We start from the raw sequence: 20,828 nt of genomic DNA on the forward strand, positions 1-20,828 counted from the left end.
TATATGATATTTTAATATACATAAGAGCAAGCTCTTCATGTATATTAAAATATCATATATTCAAGTTATAGTGAATTGAAATATTAGAACAAGGACTGAAGTCTTTCCCAGCTGAAGCTGGGGGTTTTAACCAAAAAGGTGACTATAAAAATAAAGTTATTATACATAAACCTCATTATAATGCAATTAACCACAATATTACAAATATATTCAATAGATATCTTTCGAAATTCTACTTCTGCTGGTAATTTATTTGTGCTACCGGTACTCTGCTTCTCACGTGCATCATAGTCCGCTGCGGGCTGAGGTTTCGTGGTTTCTTTAAATTACTCAGCATAAGCAAGTTTGCTAAAGATATCTATTATTCATAGATATCTCAAGCGTATTTTTTGAAACATCTATTCCCATAAATATCTTGCTTTTTTTAGTCATTTGCTTTACCTATAATTAGTGGTTGTTTTGCAAAGTTTTGATACATGATTGTAAATTCGATCTCTAAGATTCTGCTACCGTTTGTATCATACTTTGTAATTCAAGGGAGGAGGTCATCAATATACCTTTGGTCTTTAAGGACCTATCTAATTTAAACTGTGTCACTCCTTCCTGACCATATTAACTCCATAAAGAGCTAATATTCAAGATACAATCCAAAAAATAACCTGCAAAGGTCGTTAGATAATATGGATTCCTCTACCTAAGCGGGAATGACATTGAGTTAGATGACCTGCGTATGACATAAAACGATGTAGACCAACTACTTTTGTTATAAACAAAAAATAAGAGCAATTTCTATGCTAATTAGAAAAATTAAATTTAAAACATATAAACTCCTCTCTTACATAATATTGCTACTACCTTTAATAGCAAACGGTAAGATTATTGATGTTAATAGTTTAGACCAAATAAATAAGGACTACGAAGAATTATGCAATAATTATTCCCCTAAAGATATCTTAGTGGTCTTGGGTAGAGAAAAAGTTATATTCAAATCATTTTTCCCCCCAATTATCCAATTGAATAAAAATGAATTATCTAAGCTACATGAAATATTCAAAGCAGTTAGACCCTCAAAGGATGCTTATTTTGATACAATACTGCTTACAGAGTATAAAAATGAGTTATTAGATGTCAATTTGCCTAATTTTATAAAGAATATAATGGATAAAGGTAGCCCCGTAATTCTGAGTGATCATGGTTTAACTGGTAACTTTAACAATATAAAGAAACTAGAAATATGGGAGGCTGAGTATTTAAAGAAATTTAATATTGATTTGTCCAACAGTTTCCCACAACATAATTATCTTATTTTTAATAATATGAAGCCTTTTGATAATACTTATCCGACGTTTTATCAGGGTATATTGAGTAGTAATAATAATGCTTCATTTCAGTTGATATTAAATTTTTTAATAGAAGTGAAGTTTATGCCAAAAGTTTTAATAATGGTTGATGGAAATTCCAGTGAGTTGACTGCAATGGAAAGTCAACTAAGAAATTATGACGATAATGTGATGTTTATTGGCTATAATTATAAATTATCTGACCAAAAAGAATCAATATTCAATTCTCGTGATTTAAAAAAATCACTTAATGAATTGGTTAATAAGGTAAATGCAGTAAAGAGAAGCAATGACAAAATCAAAGTTAAGAATCAAGAGAGTGTAAATCCATATGATAATAAAAAATAACTTTTTATTAAAATTATTGTTAATTTTTATCATGTTACCATATACAGCTTATGCAATAATTATTCCCACTTATTCTATAGATTCTGTTACGGTAAAAAATTTACTTGAAAAAATTGATGCATCTAGCTTAGTGCTAATCAATATTGATGATACAATAGTTACGCCTAAGTCTAAGATGTTTCGTTATGCTAATCCTTATAGAGGGTTTGTTGAAGAGCTGGCAAGTTTGGCAAAATATCATCCTAATGTGGATGAGATAATTGCTAAGTTGCTATTGCAAAGACAAGTTATGTTAGTAGAAGCTAGTTGGCCAAAATTTATCGATAAATTGAAAAGTTCAGGGGCTTTGGTTTTTGGGTTTACTAAAATTAACCCAGCATGTAGACTGATTAAAAATTATGAGGAATGGCAATATGAGCAGCTAAGTAGACTCGGTATTAAATTTACTGATAAAATTAATAATAAAGAAATATTAAAATTTGATGAAACTGATAAACGGTCACCAATTTTTCATAAAGGTATAATATTTACTGACTATCTAAATAAAGCTCAGGCACTACGTGAGTTTATGAGTATCACAAATATTTTACCTAATAACATTATAATCTTTGAGAATAAAAAAAGTGAATTAGATAACATAGATAATTTTCTAAGAACAATTGATCTAGATTGTTATGGGGTAGAATATTTAGCCGTTACAGAATTACAAGGTACTCCACAGGAGGATATAGTGAAATTTCAACAGGAAATATTATTAAAAACAGGAAAGTGGTTAGAAGATGATGAGGCTAAACAATTTATAACAAATAGCAAATAATGAATAGTTAACCACTCTGCACTGCAAGTGCAGAGCTTAATATTACGGCATGAATGCCTCATGTATGTACTAACTTAAAAGTTAGAAACTATTTGTGTATGGCTCATTTAGAAAGTGTCACAACACAAAAAGAATATATCTGTGAAGTGTAAGATTTTGTTAAAAAATATCCTATCTTTTCTTGATAAGATATTTAAAATTTATGTTGAAACGACGCACTGCAAGTGCGGGGTTTTTCTCCCAAAGTGGGACAATAAATGATGCTTAATTTAATTAAGTCTTTAAAAAGTTTAATTACTGAAGCTGGTGGGATTGCTTTAATTAGAAGAGATTTAGGGTTAATAGTTTCTTATAAAGATGATAATTCTCCCGTGACAAATGCTGATAAGGAAATTAGTAGCTTTATATATGATGGTTTAAAGAACCTAGCACCTAATATTCCTGTAGTTTGTGAAGAAAGAGATATAATTGCTCTGAATGACAATCAATTTTGGTTGATTGATCCGATTGATGGTACAAAAAGTTATATAAAAGGTGAGGATACGTATACAGTAAATATTGCATTGATAAAAAATGGTATGCCTATTATTGGTTTTATCTATCAACCATCTGTGCAGAAATTATATTATACAGATGCTAATAATGCTTTAAGAATTGAACAAAATGGCGTAGAAACAAACTTCGATGCCTTACCTAAAACTCATTATAGGGCTGTTGTTAGCTCACGTTCGTCAAATTCAGATATCAAGGAATTCCTAAAGAAACATCTAATTACTGAAATAGTTACTATACCAAGTTCAATTAAATTATGTTTAGTAGCAGAAGGGAAGGCGGATATTTATCCTAAGTTTGGTCCAACTATGGAATGGGATATTGCAGCGGGACATGCGTTAATTAAAGCTAGTGGTGGAAATATTGTGGATATAGATGGAAATGAATTAGTTTATCAAAAGAAGAACTTCCAAAATCCTCATTTCTATGCTTATAGTCGATATTTCCCTATCTTTACTTCATTTTGATATTGATTTATAACCTCAAGTATTGATGTAATAAATTAATAGTAGGCTCAAGTAATCATCGCCATTAGGAGTGATGTCACCCCTACGTAGGTAGGGGGCTAAAATAACTCAACACAAGCTATCTTGGTCATTTTTGATTCCTGCTTACGCAGGGGAATGACATAACACGTGAATTTGGGATAAGGATATTGTGAACATGTAGATTAAAATCAAATTTTGTTGAAGGTTTATTTTTCTTTAATGAGTAAGCAACAAGAGTAGATAATATATGGACAAAGGCATTTATTGGTGATCTATGTCTAGTATGTTCAAGGTTCATTTTATTTTTTAGATAATCAAAAACTGTTTCAATTAAGTTACGTTTTCGAAGTAAGATTTTTTCTTTCAAATCCATTAATTTATTTTCCATATTCTTCTTAATTCCATGAATCATTTTTAAGCCTCTTTCATATAAATTTAAGAACAAATTTTGCTTAATATAACCTTTATCAGCTGCTATAATTCCAGTTAATCTTTTTGTTAACTCCGGTACTGGAACCCTATCATCTACATTGCCTTTGGTCACTTTTAATGCCATAAACTCCCCTTTATTATTGATTATTACATGTAATTTAAAACCATAAAAATACCCCATAGAGGATTTACTATGTTTGGCTAATCCTTTAAAAACTTTATTGCTATAACGCCTTTTATTGTGACAAGCTTTAATCGTTGTAGAGTCAATAAAATAAATACCTGTTTCCTCACCAAACAACAAATGAATCAACATATTTAGCGGTATGAATAATCGTGCCATTAATTCAACAAATCTATTATAACTCAAGGCTTTGGGAAAATCATCCTTATGCATGCACTCTATATAACTTTTATAGAAAAATTTAAAATTCTTAGCATAGGATGTATGAAACATAATTATTATTGTTAACATTTCACTTAGACTCATGCTACAACAGCGATTTCTTTGCTTATTTGATGGTAATAACTTTCTCTGTTCATACTCCAACTCAATAACAACCAGCTGAAGCTGGTGGGTTGATATCTAGACTGGAAGTCGCTATTACTCTAAAGAGATATTACTAATGCCTGTGCTATCTCTCTGATCCTAATTCTTATAAGTTACCCTGCAATACTTTGTAGCGATATTTAGTGATCCAAACAACATGAAAGCGATGGTAAAATACAGTGTGGCTAGTCTTGTTATAATCTGTCATATATGATATTTTAATATACATAAGAGCAAGCTCTTCATGTATATTAAAATATCATATATTCAAGTTATAGTGAATTGAAATATTAGAACAAGGACTGAAGTCTTTCCCAGCTGAAGCTGGGGGTTTTAACCAAAAAGGTGACTATAAAATTGTACTATTCAAGAAAAAACAGTTGGATCGTTATGTTGCTTCAGCACAACATCAATTTGAACAAAAACTTTTTGAAAAGATATTTAAAAGTTTAAGTCAAGATAACTGTTATTTGATTGACCAAATCCTTGAACAAAACGAACAGTCAAAGAATGGTATTATAGAATTATCAGAGTTGAAAAATGATATACCCGGGGTTAGGCTAAAAAATGTTAATTTTGCTTTGGATAAGATCGCTTTATTAAAACAAATTACTTTGCCTAAATCGATTGTAGATTTAGTAGATAGAAAATTACTGCTGAAATATTATGATCGTATCATGGCTTTATCGCCTAGTAATATTTTAGAGTTTAGCCCTGTGGCAAAATATGCGACTATGGCAATATTCTGTTATATAAGATTGCAGCTAATATTAGATAGTTTAGCTGATACATTAATTAAGCTTATAAAACGTATGCGTTCTAGTTCTGAAAAATACGTAGATAACTATATTGTAAAGGAGGTTAAGCGTGTTGATGGAAAATTTGATATTCTAGAGAAATTAGCATCTTTATCAATTAACAATCCTAAAAGTACAATTGAAGATAAGATTTACCCTGAAGTTTCTAAAGAAAAACTAGAAGCAATAATTACTGATTTACAGCAACGCGGTAAATGGTATCAACAACAGGTACAAAATAAGATTCATTTAAAGTATGCGTATGGAAGTAGAACCACACTACTACCAATACTACAAACTTTTCAGTTAAAAGAAGATCACTCTAGTTATCAACCGATTTTAAAAGCTGTTGAATTTATTAATAAGTACTGGAATGAATCAGACTCAGAGTATTATGAAACGGAGCCGCCTATTGAAGGTATAATACCTACAAATTGGCATCCAATGGTTGTTCAAGTAGATAAAGATGTGATTAAAGTTAATAAATATAACTATGAGCTTGCCGTTTTAGAAGAATTGAAGCGTTTTTTAAACTTCAAAGCAATATGGATTAGAAACTGGACTGATTTTTCAAGACAAATTTTTCACTAATTTTGTTTCCCATTTTACATAATTTTTAAGCTGCATTTTGTAAGTAATCAAGATACACGTTCATCGGTTTTTTATAACCAATACTTGAATGGAATCTTTGATTGTTATATTTATCCATGTATTTATCAATACCATCTTTAAGTTCTGCGATATTTTTAAAATCATTTATAAATATACAATTATATTTTAAAGTTCTAAAAAATCTTTCAATCACAATATTATCAATGCTTCTACCCTTACCGTTCATTGAGATTTGTATATTATTCTCTTTTAGAATTCCCGTATGCTCATGTCCAGTATATTGACTACCCTGATCACTATTGAATATTTGTGGTGCAGGGTATTTATTCAGTGCATCTTTTAATACATCGGTTACAAGTGATGCATCCATAGAATTAGATACTTTATAACTTAGTATTGCCTTACTATGCCAATCTATAATCGCCACAAGATACATAAATCCTCCGTTAGTTCTAATATAAGTAATGTCACCACTCCACACTTGATTAACATAAGGTACATGAATAGTTCTATTCGTTCCTGATTTGTGCCAGTACGGCTCAAGCAAATAGCTATAAATTTTATGTTGACCATCCTTCACAGAAGTAGATTGCTTTTTATGAGGATGAATAGCTTCTATACCCATTATTCCCATATATTTAAGCACCCTATCTCTGCCCACATTAAAGCCGTCTTCCAATAATTGTTTGTATATATAACGATAACCATACTCAGGGTTATCCGTATATATTTCATCTATTCTATTTAAAATATCAAGATTATATAAGCTCATTACTTTAGCTTTATAATATACTCCAGATCTGCTTATCTTTAATAGTTCACATTGCCTTGTCTTTGCTAACGTACTCAGCTTGGGGTCGACAAGACTTTTCTTATTTGATAAGTCCAAGCTGTTTAGCTTTCCCACCGCCCAGTCCCTCTCGACTGTAGCCTTACCTAATGCTTTTGCAAGTTCATCGTTTTGATTCTTAAGTTCACTAATCTGCCCTTTGTACTCACTAACAGCTTTTGCTGGCTCAAATGCCAATGACGCATTATCTAAAAATTGTCGTTTCCAGTTTTGCATAGTTTTAGCCGTTACTTCATATTTGACCGATAACTGACCTATTGTTGATTCTTCTTTTAACATCTCTAATACTATTTTAGTTTTTGCTTCTGCACTAAAATTTTTAATTTGTTTTTTACCCATTTGTTTCTCTTTAATTTTATTTATTATTCTATACTTATTGAGAAACAAAAATACCTGCTTCTTTGTCTAATTTTTTCAGTCCATTATATTTAAAAATATTGGTCTTACATATGGTGATTTAGATGATTTAGAGTTTGCTGATGGTCAAACAATTTTTCATCAATTTGCAGAAATTTTAAGGAGGCATATTGTCTCGGGTAAACCTAATGCTTTTAATAAAATATTCAATCTTTTTATTTGCAAAATACAAGATGAAGATACGAAATCAATAGATATAAACATAGATTTAGATTTCCAATTTAAAGTAAATGATAATTTTGAAAGTTTATTTGATCGATTAAATAATCTTTATAAGAAAGGATTAAGTAATTATATCAACATTATTGTTCCAGATGTTAGTAGTGCAGAATTTGAGGCAGTGATTGAACATACTCAAAATGCAGAATTAAGAAAGACTTTTTATAAGCTAAGATATTACAGAAGCTCTCAAGAATTTGCGTTTAAAGACGTATATGACGAAGATACTTTTATAGATAATGCTGAAATTGTTAAGGAAGTTGTAAAACTACTACAAAAGTTTAAGATAAAATATTCAAAAAAACATCAATATCTAGGAGATTTCTTTGAATTATTACTTAATACTGGTTTTAAGCAAGAATCTGGACAATTTTTACACCAATACCTCTGACAAGATTTATTTGTAAATCTCTACCTATTAAACAAATAATAGATAAAAAAATAGAGAGTGATATAGATTTCTTGCCTTATGTCCTAGACTACGCCTCTGGCTCTGGCTCTGGACACTTTATAACGGAAATAATGGATGAGATAGATATCTATGTAAATCAAATAAAAGACGCTGATATTAAAGCTGGCAGAAATGCGATTAATAACTTTAATAGTCAAAGTAAAAATCTAAAATGGGCAAAAAATTATGTTTATGCAATAGAAAAAGACTACCGTCTCGTAAAAATTTCTAAGGTCAGCTCCTTTTTAAATGGTGATGGAGATGCTAATGTAATTTGTGCTGATGGACTAGCCCCTTTTGATAACGATAAATACAAAGGGAAACTTTACAAAAAAGAAAAAGGAAAAGAAAATAATGTTTTTGATATAATTGTAGCAAATCCACCTTATTCAGTAAGTGGATTTAAAAATACTGTAAAGAACGGAAAAGATACTTTTGAATTGTTTAATTCTTTAACAGATAAATCATCAGAAATTGAATGCTTATTTATTGAAAGAACAAAACAGCTAATGAAAGATGGTGCTGTTGCAGGTATTGTTTTGCCAATTTCAATATTAACAAATGGTGGTATTTACGAAAAAGCAAGAGAAATTATTTTAGATAATTTCTCTACTAAGGCGATTGTTTCTAGCGGTTCTAGTGCGTTCATGGCAACAGGAACAAAAACAATCATCTTATTTTTAGAAAAACGCCAATACTCTGAATTTATTCAAACAAAACATATCGTAAACAGATTTTTTACCAATTTTAACGATGTAATTTGTGGTGGAATTCACAACGCTTTTTCGACTTATGTAAGAAATACTTATGAAGATTTAACTTTTGAAGATTATCTCAATAACAACCAGCTGAAGCTGGTGGGTTGATATCTAGACTGGAAGTCGCTATTACTCTAAAGAGATATTACTAACGCCTGTGCATTATCTCTCTGATCCTAACTCTTAGGTTACCCTGCAGTATTTTATAGCGATATTTAGTGATTCAAACAACATTAAAGCGATGGTAAAATACAGTGTGGCTAGTCTTGTTAAAATATCATATGTTCAAGTTATAGTGAATTGAAATATTAGAACAAGGACTAAAGTCTTTCCCAGCTGAAGCTGGGGGTTTTAACCAAAAAGGTGACTATAAATATTTTACAAAATAAATCAACAAAGAATGAACAACAAAGGGTATTAACTAAAGAGTATAATTCTCTTTCTTACAATGAGGTTGTTGAATTAGAAAAACAAAAACTGATTTATAGTCACCTTTTTGGTTAAAACCCCCAGCTTCAGCTGGGAAAGACTTCAGTCCTTGTTCTAATATTTCAATTCACTATAACTTGAATATATGATATTTTAATATACATGAAGAGCTTGCTCTTATGTATATTAAAATATCATATATACGTCAGTTCGGGATAAGATATAGATGAAATAGTAATAGATAAAAGGATTGTCAAAAAGGAGTGCCTGCAGTATTTATATTTTTAAACAAAAAAACAAACTACAGGCATGAAAAAAGATATCACAGAATTATATAGTTTTATAGATGATTTTTGTAAAATTTATTTGGAGTATGAACAGAGAAAGTTATTACCATCAAATAAGCAAAGAAATCGCTGTTGTAGCATGAGTCTAAGTGAAATGTTAACAATAATAATTATGTTTCATACATCCTATGCTAAGAATTTTAAATTTTTCTATAAAAGTTATATAGAGTGCATGCATAAGGATGATTTTCCCAAAGCCTTGAGTTATAATAGATTTGTTGAATTAATGGCACGATTATTCATACCGCTAAATATGTTGATTCATTTGTTGTTTGGTGAGGAAACAGGTATTTATTTTATTGACTCTACAACGATTAAAGCTTGTCACAATAAAAGGCGTTATAGCAATAAAGTTTTTAAAGGATTAGCCAAACATAGTAAATCCTCTATGGGGTATTTTTATGGTTTTAAATTACATGTAATAATCAATAATAAAGGGGAGTTTATGGCATTAAAAGTGACCAAAGGCAATGTAGATGATAGGGTTCCAGTACCGGAGTTAACAAAAAGATTAACTGGAATTATAGCAGCTGATAAAGGTTATATTAAGCAAAATTTGTTCTTAAATTTATATGAAAGAGGCTTAAAAATGATTCATGGAATTAAGAAGAATATGGAAAATAAATTAATGGATTTGAAAGAAAAAATCTTACTTCGAAAACGTAACTTAATTGAAACAGTTTTTGATTATCTAAAAAATAAAATGAACCTTGAACATACTAGACATAGATCACCAATAAATGCCTTTGTCCATATATTATCTACTCTTGTTGCTTACTCATTAAAGAAAAATAAACCTTCAACAAAATTTGATTTTAATCTACATGTTCACAATATCCTTATCCCGAATTGACGTATATATGACAGATTATAACAAGACTAGCCACACTGTATTTTACCATCGCTTTCATGTTGTTTGGATCACTAAATATCGCTACAAAAGTATTGCAGGGTAACTTATAAGAATTAGGATCAGAGAGATAGCACAGGCATTAGTAATATCTCTTTAGAGTAATAGCGACTTCCAGTCTAGATATCAACCCACCAGCTTCAGCTGGTTGTTATTGAGTTTATCACAACTTATTCTCAAAAAGTTGTTTTAGCTGATAGCGGTGAAAAAGATATTGAAAAAGAATTTTATGGATATGAATTTTCAAATCGGCGTGGAAGTGAGGGAATTTATATTTATAAAGATGAAGAAGGTAACTTAAATTCAAAACTCTATAATCCTGAATTCGAAGGTCTTGAAGACCCGAACAAGTTAAATAGCTATATTTTAAGGAATTATAAAAAAGATAGTAAAATTGAACAAAAAATTGAACGAGCAAAACAATTCTTAATAAATGCAAAAGAAATGAAACAAGAAGTATTAAATAAACATTTGAAGTAACTAAATTAGACGGAAATACAACAATAAAAAAATTTTTATATTGACCTGCCTATAGATAATTATATAATCCACGCTTTCAATAAGTATAAAGTTATAATGATTAAATTACAAAAAATATTATTACAACTTATATATGTTTCTTAGTTTTTGTGAATGCTCAGGCAGATGAGATTACAGCTGATCAAAGATTTTTTTATATTGGTACTGAAGCTGGTATAGTAGAACCAGTAGTGAAAAAGTTTCGTCATAGTTCAGGTATTGGTTTTACTTTAAAAAGGTCTAATATGTATAGCGGTAAGATTGGTTACAGCTTCTATCCGCAAATGGCAATTGAGCTTTCGGTAACACACCAACCAAAATACCGACTACATTATGTTTTACCACAAAAAGAACTAGCTCCCTCTCTAATTATACCACAAACTCCAGGGATCACTAAGGTAATTTCCAATATATATATGATTAATTTAGTATATGATCTCGATAAAGTGCAGGAAATAACTCCTTTTGTTATATTAGGTGCTGGGGTGGCACGGGTAAAAGTTAACTCGGCTTCTTCTCGTTGGGATTTAATGAATGTAGAGTATTTTAAAATTAAAACAACTCGTAGTAATTGTTTTGCTTGGCAAGTGGGTCTTGGATTTTCTAAGGAGTTATCTAGAAATTTTAGCATTGATGCAGCAGTAAAATTACAAGCTGCTCATTCAATAAAGATTAACTATGCTACTTTGGATATGAAAACCCAGCAATTTATACCAGCCCCTCCTATTAAAAAGACCATAGGGGTTGGAGAATTTGGTATAGGGTTTACTTATAGGTTACCAATTTAATGCAAGAAGACTATTAGTGTATTGAATTTTTTAGTGTATAGTAGTAAAAATTTAAAGAATTGACAACAAAATACGGTGTTATCCTTGTTTTGTTTTACGTTATGGAGAATATATGACCACTAATTTAGAACTCACCTCAGCACCTCATAATACATACGATGAAGTGCCTTACGAAAGTTATCCGTACGCCTTAACCAATCCATATCACCTACGGACACTTGCTGTTTTATTTGGGATGAAACCAACAGCAATTGAAACTGCACGAATTCTAGAGCTAGGATGTGCTGCAGGCGGGAATTTAATACCTCATGCTGTTAATTATCCTAAAGCACATTTTGTTGGAGTTGATCTATCTAAAGTGCAAATAGATGAGGCTAATAAACATAAAGAAGGATTAGCTCTTAAAAATATAGAATTCCGACATTGTTCTATTACAGATATTGATGAATCATTTGGTAAATTTGATTACATAATTACTCATGGAGTAATCTCTTGGGTACCAAAATTTGTTCAGGATAAGATTTTTGAAGTAAGTAGTAAAAATTTATCAGAGAATGGAATCGCGTATATTAGTTATAATACACTACCTGGTTGGAATATGGTTCGTACCATAAGAGATATGATGCTTTATCACTCAAATACATTTAATAATATTCAAGATAAAATTGCTCAATCTAGATTGTTACTTGAATTTGTTAAGGATAGCTTGGAAACTTCCGACTCTCCTTATGCTCAAGTGTTAAAATCTGAAGCCAGTTTGCTTGCCAAACAAAATGACCATTATTTGCGTCATGACCATCTAGAAGAAGATAATGTACAATATTATTTTCATGAATTTATGGATGAGGCTAAAAAAAATAATCTACAATATCTGTCTGATTGTAGTATAGCTAGCATATATTTAGGAAATATGCCGGCAAAAGTGGTGGAAAAATTACAAGCGATAAATGATATTGTTAGAACCGAACAATATATGGATTTCATTACCAATCGTCGATTTAGATCAACCTTACTTTGCCATAATAGTGTTAAATTAAATAGATCTATCAATAATGAGGATATTAATAAATTTAATATGACATTTAATATAGTACCAGAAAAGCCTCTTGTTGATATAGATCTTAATTCACTTGAAACAGAGAAGTTTTATTATAATGGTAATAAGTATAGTAGTTTATCAACATCTTCTCCTTATATGAAAGCAATACTCTATACTTTCTCTGAGAATATCAATAATCCAATGAGTTTTGATAAAATTGCCGTGAGTAGCAATAAAAAATTACATGGAACAAAATTGAATGAAATAAAGGCTGAGTTCTTAGCTAATGCCATGAAATTAGTATTGCAAGGATATATTAATATAACGTTACAGGCAACTCGAAAAGAAGTAGATCTTAATAAACCTAAAGCATCAAAGCTGATCGCATATCAGGTAGCTCATACACCCAATATGTGGGTAACAAACCAAAGACATGAGGTGGTAGCTATTAACCTTTTTGAAAAATTTGCTCTGCAATATATGGACGGTAAGCATGATAATAAGCAAATAATTGAATCTGTCATGCAGCATATTAATTCTGGTGAGATGACATTAAGCCGTGACGGTAAAAAAATAGATAATATTGATGAAGTCAGTAAAGAATTAGAAACATTCTTGCAACCTACACTAACTAGATTCGTGACTAATGCTCTGCTGATTTAAAGATAAGATATATAGTCCGTCCGCCAAAAATATTTAAAGCCCCCCATAATCTATGATTGAATAAAATTTTTACAAAAAAAATTCTAATATTTGCACTAAAATTAAAAATTGTTTTCAATTTTATTGAAAAATTTCTGTTTTAGTAAAATTTTTACATGAGCTTATTGTTAACGATTTTTTTTAATCGTTTAGCAAGTTTTTTAATGATAATTTTTTTATGTAGAGTTAGGCATGATGTGTAAATGATTGGCAATACATCGTAAATTCAAACCTATAGGAGTCAATCATTTAATTTGTGTAAGTTCATTTTTTATTTTCCAATAAATCATATTTAAAATCTCCACAAAGTATTTCAAATTGATTTAAAGCTAAAGACCAATCTTTAATAGGCATGGTCCATTTTTTGGCTGCATTTTGTAGGGATAAAAATATTATTTTTTGAATTGACTTATCATCTGGAAACACCCCCTTATTTTTGATAATTTTTCTAATTTGACGATTTACAGATTCTATAGTGTTAGTAGTATAAATTACCTTTCTGATCTCTTCAGGAAAGGCAAAAAACGGTATTATCCCAGACCAATTACGTTGCCAAATATCAGAAATTACCGGATATTTTTTATCCCATTTTACACCAAATTGCTGAAGTTTTAAACGTGCCATTTCGTCATTATTAGCTGTATAAATTTGTTTTAGATCTGATGTGACCTCTTTTAAATCTTTATATGACACATACTTTACTGAATTGCGAACCATATGTACAATACATAATTGTACTATAGTACTCGGGAATACACTGCTTATAGCTTCTGGAAAGCCCTTTAAACCATCCACACAAGCAACATAAATTTGTTCAATTCCTCGATTCTTTAACTCAGTAACTACTTGCATCCAAAATTTAGCACCTTCATTTTTGCCTATCCAAATGCCAAGTAACTCCTTTTTCCCTTCTATATTTACAGCAAGTGCTAAATATACTGCTTTATTTATTACTATGTGATTGTCTCTAGATTTTACATAGATACAGTCCAAGTATAATATTGGATACACCCTATCTAAACAACGATTTTGCCACCTAGTTACTTCTTCTATCACCCCATCTGTTATGGTGGATATCAAGTCACCAGATACATCAGTTTGATATATTTCTTCTAAATGCCCTCGGATCTCGCTGACTGTCATACCGCGACCATAAAGGGATATCACTTTCTCATCAAATCCATTAAATCTCCTCAGCCCTTTTGGTATTAATTGAGGATTATACTCTCCTTCCCGATCTCTTGGTACTTCTACTGTCAGCTTACGACCATCCCCATCAATTACTGTCTTCTCATAGCTACCATTACGACGATTATTATCTACTTTTGGCATCTTGCTATGTTTTGAATATCCTAATTCATGATCCAACTCACTTGCTAATATTTTCTCAACTATTTGCTTCTTTAGCTGTTGAAATAAACCATCTCGACCAAATAACTCCGATGGATCTGCTTTTGATAATAATTCTTCTACTAGCTGATTACTGATGTCTAATGTATCTTTATCTGTATCTAATTTTTTAGCCATAATTCCTCCTTGCTTGCTTAAGTTACTTTTTTTACAGTAATCTCTTACTGCTTTCTTTGCAACTTACACAAACTATAGGACAGACTCCTCATTTACATAGAAAAATACTTTTATTTGCTTTACCAATTTCTAACAAAGTTCTATATACAGGATGTTCGTAATTATTATTACTAAAACGTTTTACTAGTACATCAGGTTCTACAATACCCAATTTTAATGCTACAAGATGTTTAACAACTTCATTGTAATTCTCCTCAATTAATTTCCAATTGATACCACCTTTAATTATTTCAGAAATATATTGGTATTTCCATTTATCTCCAGATGCAACCCCATAAAGTTTTTGTTTATTTATTGCTTTTAATCTAGGTAGTAAATCAAAATCAAGTAAGTAGCTAATAGCAAAACCTATCCCACTTTGACCATGAGTATCAACAAATACTCTGTTCATGTTCATCTCTGTATCATGATCAATTATACCTTTAATCATTGATCCTACTTCTGAAGATGAACAACTTTTTAATTGTGAATAAATACATAATGATTTCTTATCAACATGCCAATAAATCATTACTCCTCGACCTTGATAACGGTGATGCCACTCATTAATAAGATTTTGATCCCAACTACTTATCTTTGTTGAATCGCATGCTACTGATGTTGTTGTTTCTCCCCAAATATCTGGATTACGTATTTTGAGAATATTGTTAATAATTAGACGAATAGAGTTTCTAACATTTGTAGCATTAATATACCTCTTCTTAATATAACGTAAATCGCTGTAATTAACATCACCATTGGCAATACTTATTCTCTTCAATCCTGTATTGCTACCTATACCATATAAACACAATAAAAGTCTTTTTCTAAGGCCTGACGGTTCAATACTACTACTTTTAGCAATAGTTTCCATTTGCTGTGTAAAATTGGTAAGTAGATCAGTTTCTTTTAAAATATCAATAAGGTTTATACTTGACCACCTACCTGTAATTTCCTTTTGTAGTGCAATGATGTTATTTGGATCTTTTTGTGCTTCTGATGGGGTAATAGTAATATTCTTCCCAACAGTACTTGTCTTGATTTTAACAAGATTATTATTAGGTATTTTGCTATTTAGATTTTCTAAACCCCTTTCTAAGGCATTTTGTAACTTTGTAATAAACTCCTTATCATCTAAAGGTAGACCAAGTTCTTGATAATATTATTGCTTTTTTTATTCAAAATCTTTTGGTATATCTTCTTCAGGATTTCTATATCGATAACTTCTTTTAATCCATATTGCTTTGAAGTTTAAAAAACGCTTCAATTCTTCTAAAACGGCAAGCTCATAGTTATATTTATTAACTTTAATCACATCTTTATCTACTTGAACAACCATTGGATGCCAATTTGTAGGTATTATACCTTCAATAGGCGGCTCCGTTTCATAATACTCTGAGTCTGATTCATTCCAGTACTTATTAATAAATTCAACAGCTTTTAAAATCGGTTGATAACTAGAGTGATCTTCTTTTAACTGAAAAGTTTGTAGTATTGGTAGTAGTGTGGTTCTACTTCCATACGCATACTTTAAATGAATCTTATTTCGTACCTGTTGTTGATACCATTTACCGCGTTGCTGTAAATTAGTAATTATTGCTTCTAGTTTTTCTTTAGAAACTTCAGGGTAAATCTTATCTTCAATTGTACTTTTAGGATTGTTAATTGATAAAGATGCTAATTTCTCTAGAATATCAAATTTTCCATCAACACGCTTAACCTCCTTTACAATATAGTTATCTACGTATTTTTCAGAACTAGAACGCATACGTTTTATAAGCTTAATTAATGTATCAGCTAAACTATCTAATATTAGCTGCAATCTTATATAACAGAATATTGCCATAGTCGCATATTTTGCCACAGGGCTAAACTCTAAAATATTACTAGGCGATAAAGCCATGATACGATCATAATATTTCAGCAGTAATTTTCTATCTACTAAATCTACAATCGATTTAGACAAAGTAATTTGTTTTAATAAAGCGATCTTATCCAAAGCAAAATTAACATTTTTTAGCCTAACCCCGGGTATATCATTTTTCAACTCTGATAATTCTATAATACCATTCTTTGACTGTTCGTTTTGTTCAAGGATTTGGTCAATCAAATAACAGTTATCTTGACTTAAACTTTTAAATATCTTTTCAAAAAGTTTTTGTTCAAATTGATGCTGTGCTGAAGCAACATAACGATCCAACTGTTTTTTCTTGAATAGTACAATTTTATTTTGGTCAAAAAATAACCTAGTCTGCTCCATTAATAATTCATTAGATAGATAATGAGGTAGAATATTATTTGTTAGATATTCTGTAAATATTAAAACATCATTATTATTTGCTTGGCGATATCCCAGATATTTTCTAATATCCTGATGATATCTTTCGGCTGTTCTACCGCTCCAATTAAATTTTGAAAGAATAGACTCTTCAATATCCAACTCTGAAGCAATGGCTGATATTAATTTTAATGATATTGGTTTTTCTTCTGCTGCAGGGAATTTAATGTGAGACTGAAAATAAATTAACATTACTCCAAAAGCTAGTTGATTGATTTTACCAGTTTTTGTGTTGCATAGATTAAAATCTTCTAATGATAGTAAATTTGACATATATTATTTTGTATGTTCCTATAATCCCTAATGTCGGTACTATTTACGAACAATACTACCTATAATTAAATATTATAAGCTACGTCAGTTCGGGATAAGATATAGATGAAATAGTAATAGATAAAAGGATTGTCAAAAAGGAGTGCCTGCAGTATTTATATTTTTAAACAAAAAAACAAACTACAGGCATGAAAAAAGATATCACAGAATTATATAGTTTTATAGATGATTTTTGTAAAATTTATTTGGAGTATGAACAGAGAAAGTTATTACCATCAAATAAGCAAAGAAATCGCTGTTGTAGCATGAGTCTAAGTGAAATGTTAACAATAATAATTATGTTTCATACATCCTATGCTAAGAATTTTAAATTTTTCTATAAAAGTTATATAGAGTGCATGCATAAGGATGATTTTCCCAAAGCCTTGAGTTATAATAGATTTGTTGAATTAATGGCACGATTATTCATACCGCTAAATATGTTGATTCATTTGTTGTTTGGTGAGGAAACAGGTACAGGAGTTTCGCAGTTAGCAAAATTGCGAATCAGCTAAAAGGCATCTAATGTTGTTCTGAATTGATGTTTTTATAACTTCCCAAGTTTGTTGATATAAAGTAATTTTTTCATTTATCCTCCTTTTGTTCATATCGAGCCAAGCAAATACGGCAAGGCAAATATGATTTCTCTGAGCTCGACCCGTGCGTGCCTGACAGCGTTCAATACCACAAGTTTGTTTTAATTCTCGATGATAAACTTCTATAGACCACCGTGCCTTAACAATTTTCTCTATTTGTTCACGTGTTGGATTTTCTAAGTTAGTTGTTATGTAATCAATGCGACCATTTTTTGCCACAAACTTAAATACCGTAACCCAACCGTATCCACGTAGGTGAATTTTTAGTCCCTCATCAGGAATCTCTAAACTTTCTAAGCTAACATTATGATTAACTTTTCTATTTTTTCTTAGGTTACTAACCCATGTCCAACCTAAATTACGTATATGTTTCAAATTCTCCAAACCGCTATACCACGCATCCATTACTACTGCATCAGGATTGATCCCTCTTTCCTTAGCTAAAGTAAGCATATCACAAAAATGCTCATTCTTTGTTTTTCCATCAGTTTCTTTATCATATATTCTATAATCTACAGGGGTAGATTGATCAGTTTTAGCATTGTAATGCAGTAAGTTGACCATCCCTATACCAGGTATAACATCATGTACAGCTCCAGAATATTGATAATGTACAAGCTCAATTTTCTTACTGTATTGCTTTGACAATAACGTGTCATCTCCCACTAATAAACAAGAAGCTTCCCTATCAATATATTTTGACACTTCTCTGTAGATCCCGCTAGGGCGGAAATCCTTACTATTTAACCATCGACTTGCACTATCATGAGATAGGTTTATTGGACTTACTTCAGATAATGCTTTACCACTATATCTTACGCTACTTGCTTGTAAAAATGATTTATATAAGTCTTTGCTACATTTTGATCTTGCCATGCTTAACTAAAACTCTTTCTTGCTAGATTAACATATTTTTTGCTAAGTGCGAAACTCCTGAGGTATTTATTTTATTGACTCTACAACGATTAAAGCTTGTCACAATAAAAGGCGTTATAGCAATAAAGTTTTTAAAGGATTAGCCAAACATAGTAAATCCTCTATGGGGTATTTTTATGGTTTTAAATTACATGTAATAATCAATAATAAAGGGGAGTTTATGGCATTAAAAGTGACCAAAGGCAATGTAGATGATAGGGTTCCAGTACCGGAGTTAACAAAAAGATTAACTGGAATTATAGCAGCTGATAAAGGTTATATTAAGCAAAATTTGTTCTTAAATTTATATGAAAGAGGCTTAAAAATGATTCATGGAATTAAGAAGAATATGGAAAATAAATTAATGGATTTGAAAGAAAAAATCGAGTCAATCATTTAATTTGTGTAAGTTCATTTTTTATTTTCCAATAAATCATATTTAAAATCTCCACAAAGTATTTCAAATTGATTTAAAGCTAAAGACCAATCTTTAATAGGCATGGTCCATTTTTTGGCTGCATTTTGTAGGGATAAAAATATTATTTTTTGAATTGACTTATCATCTGGAAACACCCCCTTATTTTTGATAATTTTTCTAATTTGACGATTTACAGATTCTATAGTGTTAGTAGTATAAATTACCTTTCTGATCTCTTCAGGAAAGGCAAAAAACGGTATTATCCCAGACCAATTACGTTGCCAAATATCAGAAATTACCGGATATTTTTTATCCCATTTTACACCAAATTGCTGAAGTTTTAAACGTGCCATTTCGTCATTATTAGCTGTATAAATTTGTTTTAGATCTGATGTGACCTCTTTTAAATCTTTATATGACACATACTTTACTGAATTGCGAACCATATGTACAATACATAATTGTACTATAGTACTCGGGAATACACTGCTTATAGCTTCTGGAAAGCCCTTTAAACCATCCACACAAGCAACATAAATTTGTTCAATTCCTCGATTCTTTAACTCAGTAACTACTTGCATCCAAAATTTAGCACCTTCATTTTTGCCTATCCAAATGCCAAGTAACTCCTTTTTCCCTTCTATATTTACAGCAAGTGCTAAATATACTGCTTTATTTATTACTATGTGATTGTCTCTAGATTTTACATAGATACAGTCCAAGTATAATATTGGATACACCCTATCTAAACAACGATTTTGCCACCTAGTTACTTCTTCTATCACCCCATCTGTTATGGTGGATATCAAGTCACCAGATACATCAGTTTGATATATTTCTTCTAAATGCCCTCGGATCTCGCTGACTGTCATACCGCGACCATAAAGGGATATCACTTTCTCATCAAATCCATTAAATCTCCTCAGCCCTTTTGGTATTAATTGAGGATTATACTCTCCTTCCCGATCTCTTGGTACTTCTACTGTCAGCTTACGACCATCCCCATCAATTACTGTCTTCTCATAGCTACCATTACGACGATTATTATCTACTTTTGGCATCTTGCTATGTTTTGAATATCCTAATTCATGATCCAACTCACTTGCTAATATTTTCTCAACTATTTGCTTCTTTAGCTGTTGAAATAAACCATCTCGACCAAATAACTCCGATGGATCTGCTTTTGATAATAATTCTTCTACTAGCTGATTACTGATGTCTAATGTATCTTTATCTGTATCTAATTTTTTAGCCATAATTCCTCCTTGCTTGCTTAAGTTACTTTTTTTACAGTAATCTCTTACTGCTTTCTTTGCAA

19 protein-coding genes and 1 pseudogene are annotated in these 20,828 nt (G+C 30.6%); 13 read left to right on the top strand and 7 right to left on the bottom strand.

The window, feature by feature from the left end; all coding sequences use genetic code 11:
* Window positions 1-791: 791 nt before the first annotated feature.
* From AAHN00_RS14700 to cysQ, 4 genes are all read left to right on the top strand, one after another.
* Window positions 792-1,688 carry a DUF2608 domain-containing protein gene (locus tag AAHN00_RS14700; protein WP_342271713.1) on the top strand — a complete coding sequence of 299 codons (897 nt, stop codon included), beginning with the start codon at window positions 792-794 and terminating at the stop codon, window positions 1,686-1,688.
* Window positions 1,672-2,505 carry a DUF2608 domain-containing protein gene (locus AAHN00_RS14705; RefSeq protein WP_342271714.1) on the top strand — a complete coding sequence of 278 codons (834 nt, stop codon included), beginning with the start codon at window positions 1,672-1,674 and terminating at the stop codon, window positions 2,503-2,505. The genes AAHN00_RS14700 and AAHN00_RS14705 overlap by 17 nt, the downstream gene beginning before the upstream one ends.
* 114 nt (window positions 2,506-2,619) lie before the next feature.
* A complete protein-coding gene (locus AAHN00_RS14710) occupies window positions 2,620-2,766 on the top strand; it encodes a hypothetical protein (RefSeq protein WP_342271580.1) in 147 nt (48 codons plus the stop codon).
* Window positions 2,763-3,524 (top strand): 3'(2'),5'-bisphosphate nucleotidase CysQ, encoded by a 762-nt coding sequence (gene cysQ / locus AAHN00_RS14715; protein WP_342271715.1) that lies wholly within the window; start codon window positions 2,763-2,765, stop codon window positions 3,522-3,524. The genes AAHN00_RS14710 and cysQ overlap by 4 nt, the downstream gene beginning before the upstream one ends.
* A 127-nt stretch (window positions 3,525-3,651) precedes the next feature.
* On the opposite strand, the gene AAHN00_RS14720 is transcribed toward cysQ, so the two are convergent.
* The gene (locus AAHN00_RS14720) at window positions 3,652-4,527 is read right to left on the bottom strand and encodes an IS982 family transposase (protein WP_342271716.1); all 876 of its coding nucleotides are present in this window, start codon (window positions 4,525-4,527) and stop codon (window positions 3,652-3,654) included.
* A gap of 380 nt (window positions 4,528-4,907) precedes the next feature.
* Between AAHN00_RS14720 and AAHN00_RS14725 the strand changes: the two genes are divergently transcribed.
* Complete coding sequence (locus AAHN00_RS14725; RefSeq protein ID WP_342271717.1) at window positions 4,908-5,915, top strand: hypothetical protein; 1,008 nt, start codon at window positions 4,908-4,910, stop codon at window positions 5,913-5,915.
* A 25-nt stretch (window positions 5,916-5,940) separates the two neighbouring features.
* On the opposite strand, the gene AAHN00_RS14730 is transcribed toward AAHN00_RS14725, so the two are convergent.
* The gene (locus tag AAHN00_RS14730) at window positions 5,941-7,125 is read right to left on the bottom strand and encodes an IS3 family transposase (RefSeq protein WP_342270912.1); all 1,185 of its coding nucleotides are present in this window, start codon (window positions 7,123-7,125) and stop codon (window positions 5,941-5,943) included.
* A 418-nt stretch (window positions 7,126-7,543) separates the two neighbouring features.
* On the opposite strand from AAHN00_RS14730, the gene AAHN00_RS14735 reads away from it, so the two are divergent.
* The 6 genes and pseudogenes from AAHN00_RS14735 to AAHN00_RS14760 all read left to right on the top strand — a co-directional run.
* Complete coding sequence (locus AAHN00_RS14735) at window positions 7,544-7,813, top strand: hypothetical protein (RefSeq protein WP_342271718.1); 270 nt, start codon at window positions 7,544-7,546, stop codon at window positions 7,811-7,813.
* 131 nt (window positions 7,814-7,944) lie between these two features.
* Window positions 7,945-8,739 (top strand): class I SAM-dependent DNA methyltransferase, encoded by a 795-nt coding sequence (locus AAHN00_RS14740; protein ID WP_342271719.1) that lies wholly within the window; start codon window positions 7,945-7,947, stop codon window positions 8,737-8,739.
* Between the two features lie 255 nt (window positions 8,740-8,994).
* Window positions 8,995-9,135 carry a hypothetical protein gene (locus AAHN00_RS14745; RefSeq protein WP_342271720.1) on the top strand — a complete coding sequence of 47 codons (141 nt, stop codon included), beginning with the start codon at window positions 8,995-8,997 and terminating at the stop codon, window positions 9,133-9,135.
* A gap of 234 nt (window positions 9,136-9,369) precedes the next feature.
* The gene (locus AAHN00_RS14750) at window positions 9,370-10,260 is read left to right on the top strand and encodes an IS982 family transposase (RefSeq protein WP_250310582.1); all 891 of its coding nucleotides are present in this window, start codon (window positions 9,370-9,372) and stop codon (window positions 10,258-10,260) included.
* A gap of 686 nt (window positions 10,261-10,946) precedes the next feature.
* Window positions 10,947-11,624: a porin family protein gene (locus AAHN00_RS14755; RefSeq protein WP_342271721.1), complete on the top strand. Its 678-nt coding sequence runs from the start codon at window positions 10,947-10,949 to the stop codon at window positions 11,622-11,624.
* 145 nt (window positions 11,625-11,769) lie between these two features.
* Window positions 11,770-13,326, top strand: a pseudogene (locus AAHN00_RS14760) (methyltransferase regulatory domain-containing protein); the annotation flags it as partial.
* A 303-nt stretch (window positions 13,327-13,629) separates the two neighbouring features.
* Here AAHN00_RS14760 and AAHN00_RS14765 read toward each other — a convergent pair.
* The 3 genes from AAHN00_RS14765 to AAHN00_RS14775 form a co-directional block, all read right to left on the bottom strand.
* Window positions 13,630-14,892, bottom strand: a complete 1,263-nt coding sequence (locus tag AAHN00_RS14765; protein WP_342270914.1) for an IS256 family transposase — start codon at window positions 14,890-14,892, stop codon at window positions 13,630-13,632.
* Window positions 14,893-14,980: 88 nt separating this feature from the next.
* Window positions 14,981-16,051, bottom strand: coding sequence for a Tn3 family transposase (locus tag AAHN00_RS14770; RefSeq protein ID WP_342272702.1), 1,071 nt, complete (start codon window positions 16,049-16,051; stop codon window positions 14,981-14,983).
* A gap of 54 nt (window positions 16,052-16,105) precedes the next feature.
* Window positions 16,106-17,542, bottom strand: a complete 1,437-nt coding sequence (locus tag AAHN00_RS14775; RefSeq protein ID WP_342271722.1) for a DUF4158 domain-containing protein — start codon at window positions 17,540-17,542, stop codon at window positions 16,106-16,108.
* Between the two features lie 188 nt (window positions 17,543-17,730).
* Here AAHN00_RS14775 and AAHN00_RS14780 point away from each other — a divergent pair, with 188 nt between their 5' ends.
* Window positions 17,731-18,096, top strand: a complete 366-nt coding sequence (locus tag AAHN00_RS14780; RefSeq protein ID WP_342271723.1) for a hypothetical protein — start codon at window positions 17,731-17,733, stop codon at window positions 18,094-18,096.
* Here AAHN00_RS14780 and AAHN00_RS14785 read toward each other — a convergent pair.
* Window positions 18,073-19,053 (bottom strand): transposase, encoded by a 981-nt coding sequence (locus tag AAHN00_RS14785; RefSeq protein ID WP_342271025.1) that lies wholly within the window; start codon window positions 19,051-19,053, stop codon window positions 18,073-18,075. The two genes, AAHN00_RS14780 and AAHN00_RS14785, sit on opposite strands and share 24 nt — an antisense overlap.
* Window positions 19,054-19,126: 73 nt before the next feature.
* On the opposite strand from AAHN00_RS14785, the gene AAHN00_RS14790 reads away from it, so the two are divergent.
* Window positions 19,127-19,492, top strand: coding sequence for a transposase (locus AAHN00_RS14790; protein WP_342272703.1), 366 nt, complete (start codon window positions 19,127-19,129; stop codon window positions 19,490-19,492).
* 11 nt (window positions 19,493-19,503) lie between these two features.
* On the opposite strand, the gene AAHN00_RS14795 is transcribed toward AAHN00_RS14790, so the two are convergent.
* The gene (locus tag AAHN00_RS14795) at window positions 19,504-20,766 is read right to left on the bottom strand and encodes an IS256 family transposase (RefSeq protein WP_342270914.1); all 1,263 of its coding nucleotides are present in this window, start codon (window positions 20,764-20,766) and stop codon (window positions 19,504-19,506) included.
* Window positions 20,767-20,828: the final 62 nt, after the last annotated feature.

Origin of the sequence: Candidatus Tisiphia endosymbiont of Parasteatoda lunata, from assembly GCF_964030955.1 — a bacterium.
Lineage (GTDB): Bacteria > Pseudomonadota > Alphaproteobacteria > Rickettsiales > Rickettsiaceae > Tisiphia.

What these genes read in the sequence shown, in the direction of transcription:
- AAHN00_RS14700 (WP_342271713.1), top strand. Translation starts at nt 792, where the DNA reads ATGCTAATTAGAAAAATTAAATTTAAAACATATAAACTCCTCTCTTAC.
- AAHN00_RS14705 (WP_342271714.1), top strand. Translation starts at nt 1,672, where the DNA reads ATGATAATAAAAAATAACTTTTTATTAAAATTATTGTTAATTTTTATC.
- cysQ (WP_342271715.1), top strand. Translation starts at nt 2,763, where the DNA reads ATGATGCTTAATTTAATTAAGTCTTTAAAAAGTTTAATTACTGAAGCT.
- AAHN00_RS14730 (WP_342270912.1), bottom strand. Translation starts at nt 7,125, where the DNA reads ATGGGTAAAAAACAAATTAAAAATTTTAGTGCAGAAGCAAAAACTAAA.
- AAHN00_RS14740 (WP_342271719.1), top strand. Translation starts at nt 7,945, where the DNA reads ATGGATGAGATAGATATCTATGTAAATCAAATAAAAGACGCTGATATT.
- AAHN00_RS14750 (WP_250310582.1), top strand. Translation starts at nt 9,370, where the DNA reads ATGAAAAAAGATATCACAGAATTATATAGTTTTATAGATGATTTTTGT.
- AAHN00_RS14765 (WP_342270914.1), bottom strand. Translation starts at nt 14,892, where the DNA reads ATGGCTAAAAAATTAGATACAGATAAAGATACATTAGACATCAGTAAT.
- AAHN00_RS14775 (WP_342271722.1), bottom strand. Translation starts at nt 17,542, where the DNA reads ATGTCAAATTTACTATCATTAGAAGATTTTAATCTATGCAACACAAAA.
- AAHN00_RS14780 (WP_342271723.1), top strand. Translation starts at nt 17,731, where the DNA reads ATGAAAAAAGATATCACAGAATTATATAGTTTTATAGATGATTTTTGT.
- AAHN00_RS14785 (WP_342271025.1), bottom strand. Translation starts at nt 19,053, where the DNA reads ATGGCAAGATCAAAATGTAGCAAAGACTTATATAAATCATTTTTACAA.
- AAHN00_RS14795 (WP_342270914.1), bottom strand. Translation starts at nt 20,766, where the DNA reads ATGGCTAAAAAATTAGATACAGATAAAGATACATTAGACATCAGTAAT.